Genomic DNA, 6,942 nt, shown 5'->3' with positions numbered 1-6,942 from the left:
GTTTTAACAAATCAAAAGGGGTTTTAATAACTGGCTTAAAGCTGAAAGCTTTCCGGAACCCCCAGCCTAGCTGGGGGTTTTCTGTGCACAAAAAAGGCCTCCCACAGGAGGCCCGTAAACGCGATGATTTATTGGGGGGAAATTTAACGACGGGCAGGTTTCTGCCGACGGAATATTTCCACCGAACCCGCCAGACAGAGAATATAGCCAAAGAGTTCCGTCCCTTCTTCCACCATATTTTTCACCTCACGAACGTAGCCATCCTGTAACAGAGAGTGCCAGAGCAACGACATACCAAACAGGCGAGAAAACACCAACGTGGTCAATAATCCCGCGAGCATAATCCCGAAGGTGGGTTTTGCTGAATACAGGGTGAGCTGATGTAATACCCGTTGCGGCTGTCGAAACGCGTAGATAAGCGCAGTAATACTGACTGCCAGTGCAAACCATACCCAACTGCCGTGGTGGATCAGGTCGAAAATACCGTCGAGTTCGCGGATCAGCATAGCCATAAAGAAGCCGGCAATCAGGGTATTACATTGACGCATATCAGGTTGCTTACGTGCCGCCACCAGGTGGATCAAGACGATAAGCAAGAGGATAGTCTCCTGAACAATCTCGGTGAGCGAGACCTCAGACAGGCTGTTTTTGAGAATATTGACATCGATATGCAGGCATAAAATAGCAGCGCCGGTTGCCAGCGATAAAAAGAAGCAGCGCAAAAATAAATTAACTAAAATCATAATAATCACGGTATTTTAATAAAAAAACAGTTTACATTGCTGACCGTAACAGAACTTATCCTTATGTGCCTCAGTGAGGCATAAAATTTAACAATTATTGCCTTATTCCAGTGTAATAATTAATACCACTCTAGCGCAGGGACTATATTTTAGGATGAGGAACATCTGGCAAATATATGACTATCGACATAAACATTTCGGCGTCAGAGCATATTTTTCGAACATTCAGCGCGGCCTGCCTCGGCGGCAGTCGCGCAGGAACGCTCCTTCCTCAGGCTGCCAGCCAGCGCTGCCCTTCTGCTTTCATTTTCGCTTCCAGCTCGCTACCGCGCGTGGCGAAGACCCGGCCAAGCGGGAAGCCGCTTTTCTCCAGCAGATAGGCCAGCGGGGCATATTCTCGCGGGTAACGGGCAACATCTTTCTGCACAATCTCCACGCAGCCCTGCGGGAAGGTAAACGTCCCCATATCGTAAATGCTCTGTCGGTGAAACAGTTTCCAGACCCCATCCCGTTTTTCCGCCAGATCGAAAAAGCGATTGTGGCATTCACAACCGATATTCAGCTTAACGTTCTCGGCAATAATCACCGCGTTAGTTTCCAGCGTGGCTTTATTACCGTCGGCGTTGAAGGTGATGCGCGGTAAGGTAATCAGGTGCTTTGTGCGCAGGTCGGACGCCCCCATGCGCATCGACCCATCGACAAAATCGCCCGCCAGCCCTTCAAACCAGGTGATCTCAATAGTGCCATCAGGGTGAAACAGATCTCGTAGCTGCGCCCATTCACCAAGATCGCGATGGATCCAACCGTTGACCAGATCGTTGAGCTGTTGGCGATCGTTATTCAGATTTTGCATGGTGTTTTCTCCGGTAAGGGTGTGCGTTGAGTGTGCTGGTGAAGACGTGTAAATTCAAATATATTGATATAACTGATTCATCATTATTAATGATTAATAGAGCTCATCATGGAACTGCGTCATCTCCGCTATTTTCTGGCCGTTGCTGAAGAAGGCCACTTTGGCCGCGCTGCCGAGCGGCTAAACATCGTGCAGCCTGCGTTAAGCATGCAAATTAAGGCTCTGGAGTCTGAACTCGGCGGCGCGCTATTTGCTCGCACCAGTCGACGCGTTGAGCTTACCGAAGCCGGGAAACTCATGTTGATAGAGGCCAAACGAACATTAGCGCAGGCAGAGTACGCCCGCCAGGCTGTCGAGCGGGCGCTACGTGGTGAGACGGGGCGAGTGCGGGTGGGCTTTGCCGGGAATGCTATTTTTAGCGGCAAGATGACGACCGACCTGCGCGAATTTCACTGTGCTTATCCGGATGTTGAACTGGTCATTGAAGAGATGGCCCCTCAACAGCAGGTAGAGGCGATTCTGGCAGGACAGCTTGATGTAGGTTACGCCCCCGATAACAGTAAAACCGCATCGCCGGGCATTATCGCGCAGCCCATCGGGCGCTGGGCGTTTCTGGTGGCCTTCGCTGACGATCGATCACTGGCCGCTCACGCAAGCATTTCCCCTGAACAGCTCGCCGGGGAAGCGCTCATTCTTTACGAAGCGCACGATATTCATGAACGGCTTTGCCTGTTGCTGCAAGAAAGGCTTGGCGACCAGTTACATATTGCGCAGCGCTCCAGCAGTACGCTAAGCGTGCTCGCTATTGCTGCTGCCGGACTGGGTGTAGCGTTAATTCCGGCCCCACTGCAGCAGGTGCACATTCCAGGCCTGGCCTATCGTCCTCTGGATGATATTGAACTGAACGCCAACCTGATGCTGATATTTCGCGCGCAGGAGTCGAGTGCTGCGGTAAAGGGGTTTATTCGAGGGGTCACGGGGTAGCAAGAAGCAAAGCCTCAAATATCAGGGGGAGTCCCTTCCCCATGCACATCAGCTTACATGCTCTTCGCCGTACCGGTAGAACTAAGTGCAGCGATTAGCTTTGTTTTTTCGGCCGGTGAGTTAATGGTTTTGAAACACTCCGCGATGATTTTTTTAGCGACAGTTTGCGTTAACTCATAATTATTTTTTTCCCAGTCGCCGATAGGCCTGGTACGCTCAGCTGAGAGTAGATCGCTGCTCGAGCACGTATGAGAATAATCACCGCTCTTTATTGTGGCAGAGTAGAAGAACGTATAGTCACTGGTATCTAAGCCTTCGTATAAGAGCTTATATTTATACGGCTGGATGACAATTTCTTTATTTACATTAGAAGGGATATCAGCGCTAGTCAGAAGTTTATCAAGCTCTGGGTTGACGTATTCCATCGTTCTGTTTTGAACGCTGCCAACGTAGGTGCCTTTGAGCTGGTCTTTACTAAATGTATCTACCTGTGAGCTCCCCCCACCCAACAACACCGCAGCAAACTGCAACGTTTTCAACGCGACAACCTTCGCATTATCAGATTTAGCGACAAGATTAAGCGAGTTATTCGTGTCTTCGATGACATCGCCATTGATCGCATTTTGCGTCAGAACGTCAATTTTAGAACCATTGCTGAGTTTAACTACTCGGGTATCCACAATCTTTGTTTTCGGCGGTTGAGTCGTTGAACATGCACTCAGCGCAAGGCCCATAAAGGCCAACAAGGTCATTTTATATTTATTTTCCATCAACAACACATCCCATATAGATCGTTAGCATGATATCAAGATCGGATTATTCTTATCATATTTTTAAATTAATAAAAGCTTAAACACTTATTTTTGGTAGGGGGTAAACCGACATTTGTGAATAAAATCATAGTTCCATAAGGAATGAACCTACGTTTTTTTCAAATAAAGCCAATAAATTTTAGTTAAGGGAAAATCAATAGTTCGCGAGGAACTTGGGATGAGGTGAAGTGAGATCCGTTTGATGATAAAGCACAGCCTTAGTCGACGACACAAAGCAAAAAGGGCTTGTCTTGTGACAAGCCCTTTTCTAATTTTACGGAAGCGTAAACTGTTGTCTTACATCCTTTTGAATCCAACATAACGACATTATTCACTTGTTACCGTTACGTTAGTTTCAGCTTTCATTTAAAAATACTCAATCAAAAAACTGAGAGCCACAATAAATGGCGCTCAGGGTTCCGAGGGAAATCTATGATTGTTGCCACCGAAGACCATCAGCACGATTGTTAATATAGCCTACTGAATGAAATATATTTTCTAACAGCTATTTACTCTGCTCTGTTCTGTTTTATTTCAGCATAGCGGGCAGTCAGTTGTTTCAGATGCATCTCCAGTTGAGACCGTGCGGCGGCAGGTAGGGGGACTCCGGCAGGATTTTCCGACAAAGCGCGCAGTTGCTCTTCCGCCGGTACGGACTGATTAAAAGACTGTCGGATGGAAAATACAACTGACTTCAGTTCGCTGACCGTCATGTATTTTCCTTTCTGCTCATCAAGCCCGTTCAGCCGGTCACTCAGTTTTTGTAACGTTATCATTCCCTGATTCCAGCCATTGAGTTGTCCTGCTGGTAATGCGGAAGCATTAAGTTGTTGCTGCCACTGTTGTACCAGGGGCTTAGCCTGTTCCGGCCAAAGCACTTGAACCTGCTCAGTCAGTTTTCTGGCGTAGCTGAGATTCCAGTCAGGAGGTAATTTATCCAGCCGGGCAAGCTGCTGCTGAGTTTTAGCAATCACTGTGTGCGATGATGAGGGTTGCTGACGCAAAATGTCCAACTGTTCAGGCGTAAGAGGCGCGGGCAATGGCGCCAGTGAGGCTGAAAACTGAGTCTGTAACGGGTCTGGTTGGTGAAAATGATGCCAACCCCACGCTACGAAGGTGCTTATCACCAGCATGGTGCACATTCCGGCAGCGAAAGACTTCCACTGTTCAACCGGAGCCGGCATTGCCACCAGAACGTCAACGTTCGCCTGTTGTTCGGGCTGCGCAACGTATATCCATTTCGCTGCACGGTCTGGCGTATCTTCAGGCTTACTATCTGTTTGATAATCTGCTGATATTTCTGTTCTATTGATGACGTTCGCTGGCAGCACAATTCCCGGCTGAATGTTTGGCCCGGTGCTGGTTGCGTCATCGCTGTTTTCCAGCCGGACAGCACTATTGTGCATCAGGGTACGCAACGTATCGATCTGGCTCAAATGCTTAAGCTCCAGGCGCTGCAGTATCTCCCCCAGGTCGGTAAGGAGTTGTTCAGCACGATACAGCTGGCTAAGGTCGCTGTAATGTAACGGGAGCGAGCGCATCCGTTGCTGCAAACGCTGACTTAGACTGCAGAGGATTTCCATGCGCGCATGGACTGGTTGCGGCCACAGCGTCCCCCATTGATGGTTTATCAGCGCCTCAAGTATAGCCAGTCCTTCATTGAGTCCGAACAGCCCAGCCAGTTGCGTCCGCACCAGCGTGTACCAGGCTGCGGTTTGCAGTTCGACGCCGTTTTGCTCAAACAGTGAGAGGCAGAGTTTTTCAGCATATCGCCAGTTCACATCCGGGCGAGCCGGATGCGTCAGCTTACTCAGCTCATCGCGCAGGGAGACATAATCCGGCAGCATGCGCGGGTCGCTGCCGGTTTTTATTTTACGTTGAGTGATGTCATGCATGATCGGTTGTCCCTTCTGACGTTTCCGAAAATGGGTCTATAACAACGCCAAACATCGCCACGTACAGTCCGATGCCCGTCAGATAGGCGTCCATCCGATCCTGAATTTGCGCCATACACCATATGGTTACGACTGATGTCACTGTAACCTGCCTCCGTGAGCGCAATTTTCGCTTCCTGCACCAGGCGGCAAGCCCGGCGGTAAAGACCCTCACCGTCATGGACTTCCTGGCCCCCCCGCAGTTGGCTGACCATCAGCCAGCCCGGGTAGAAGATACGTTCTATCAGGCTGAGTTCGGATTTATTCATGTACGCAGCACCGCAAAAAGTTCAAGTTTCACATCCCCCAGCGATCGCGGGGTATAGAAGGTACAATTGCCCATCTCGAGCATTGCGCGAGCCGCCTCAGTACTCAGGTCTAGTGAGAAATACTGGTTCTCAAGGCGCAATGGGATAGCAGCTGGAACATGAGTCAAAGGTTTGATAATCATTCCGCTCAGGGCCACATTCACTACATCTGAAACATCATCAAAGCTGCCAGCTTTACAGAGTTGCGGGAATTTCGTCTGAAGCTCATGGTTCGGCATGGAAGAGCGTACGGAGAGGTAGAAGTCCGCCCCTTCGCGCAGGCGCGCATCGTGCAGGGCACCTTTCCAGATCTGCTCCTGATGCTCCAGATGAATACTCACCACCCGTGACGGCAAACTCGCTTCCAGTAGTTTATCGAGCAGTGCTAGCAACGGCGGAAATACCCGTTCCGGTGCATCATGCTGATAAGCAGGAATGTCCCCAGCGTCTTGCTCAAGTGAGAAGGTCAACAGACTACCGGCCAGACGGGTTAGCTCGCGGTACAGCAGTTCCGGGTGACGACCTGGTGTTTGCAGCAGTTCCGTCAGCACCGGTTCGGCGCTGTTCAGGGCATTGAGCAGCCAGAATAGGGAGACGTCCGCGACCGCAAAATCGGCCATCCGCTCATTGCTCTCACGCCGCATGGCCATCAGGCGACGACGACGAACCTGCAGACGAACCAGCAGATCCCCCAGTTCGGTAACCAGCCACGGGCTTGTAGAAACGGAAAGCATCGGTGGAATGAAAGCCGGGTCTCGGCTCCACTGCCCCTGAGCATTACGCACCAGGCGGGCCACCGGGCAGATCAGGTATGCTGTGTTTTCCTGGCTGGACAGACGAAGAGTGAGTGCATTACGCAGAATGCCAATTTCTCCGCTTTCATAACCAGCCAGCTCCTGCACCACCACCCGCTCGGCTTTCCAGCGGCGCGGGCGTTCACTGTCCTGTCCGTTATCAAGGTTGCCACCACTGGCGCTCAGCAGAGGCAGTGCTGCAACCACCTCAACGACCTCAGAACCGTTTGCGGCGGATAAATCACATACCGGCGGAAGATTATCCGCCAGTTCGGTATCAACAATAGTGCCATCCTGAAAACGCACGACCAGACGGATGGCATTCAGACGCGAGAGCGCAAGCGCTGCATCATCAAACTCTGCCGCAATCACACCCCAGGGATGAGAAATAACCATCCGGGCGACCGTGTCGGCAACGTACTCGCTCCAACGGGTCTGCTGCTGGAACTGTTGCGGGGCCAGAGCGGCCCCATCCTCCCAAAGTGGGCGGTAAATTTTCATCCCTGATTTCCCC

The 6,942-nt window shown here is 50.7% G+C and carries 6 protein-coding genes and 1 pseudogene; 1 reads left to right on the top strand and 6 read right to left on the bottom strand.

The window, feature by feature from the left end; all coding sequences use genetic code 11:
- Positions 1-143: 143 nt before the first annotated feature.
- Positions 144-743: a transporter gene (locus tag ACLGE8_RS21300; protein ID WP_411001060.1), complete on the bottom strand. Its 600-nt coding sequence runs from the start codon at positions 741-743 to the stop codon at positions 144-146.
- 271 nt (positions 744-1,014) lie between these two features.
- Complete coding sequence (locus ACLGE8_RS21295; protein ID WP_411001058.1) at positions 1,015-1,596, bottom strand: nuclear transport factor 2 family protein; 582 nt, start codon at positions 1,594-1,596, stop codon at positions 1,015-1,017.
- Between the two features lie 108 nt (positions 1,597-1,704).
- Between ACLGE8_RS21295 and ACLGE8_RS21290 the strand changes: the two genes are divergently transcribed.
- On the top strand, positions 1,705-2,580 hold the full coding sequence (locus ACLGE8_RS21290; protein WP_411001056.1) for a LysR substrate-binding domain-containing protein: 876 nt from the start codon (positions 1,705-1,707) through the stop codon (positions 2,578-2,580).
- A gap of 53 nt (positions 2,581-2,633) precedes the next feature.
- On the opposite strand, the gene ACLGE8_RS21285 is transcribed toward ACLGE8_RS21290, so the two are convergent.
- The 4 genes and pseudogenes from ACLGE8_RS21285 to tssK form a co-directional block, all read right to left on the bottom strand.
- Positions 2,634-3,350: a hypothetical protein gene (locus tag ACLGE8_RS21285; RefSeq protein WP_411001054.1), complete on the bottom strand. Its 717-nt coding sequence runs from the start codon at positions 3,348-3,350 to the stop codon at positions 2,634-2,636.
- A gap of 551 nt (positions 3,351-3,901) precedes the next feature.
- A complete protein-coding gene (locus ACLGE8_RS21280; protein WP_411001052.1) occupies positions 3,902-5,287 on the bottom strand; it encodes a VasL domain-containing protein in 1,386 nt (461 codons plus the stop codon).
- A gap of 53 nt (positions 5,288-5,340) precedes the next feature.
- Positions 5,341-5,595, bottom strand: a pseudogene (locus ACLGE8_RS21275) (DotU family type IV/VI secretion system protein); the annotation flags it as partial.
- On the bottom strand, positions 5,592-6,929 hold the full coding sequence (gene tssK / locus ACLGE8_RS21270; protein ID WP_411001050.1) for a type VI secretion system baseplate subunit TssK: 1,338 nt from the start codon (positions 6,927-6,929) through the stop codon (positions 5,592-5,594). The pseudogene ACLGE8_RS21275 and the gene tssK, both read right to left, overlap by 4 nt.
- Between the last annotated feature and the right edge of the window lie 13 nt (positions 6,930-6,942).

The sequence above is a fragment of the Kluyvera sp. 142486 genome, assembly GCF_046569695.1.
In the GTDB taxonomy this organism is placed as follows: domain Bacteria; phylum Pseudomonadota; class Gammaproteobacteria; order Enterobacterales; family Enterobacteriaceae; genus Kluyvera.
The sequence above is the reverse complement of the archived record's forward strand: the minus strand, read 5'-3'. Positions and strand labels throughout refer to the sequence as shown.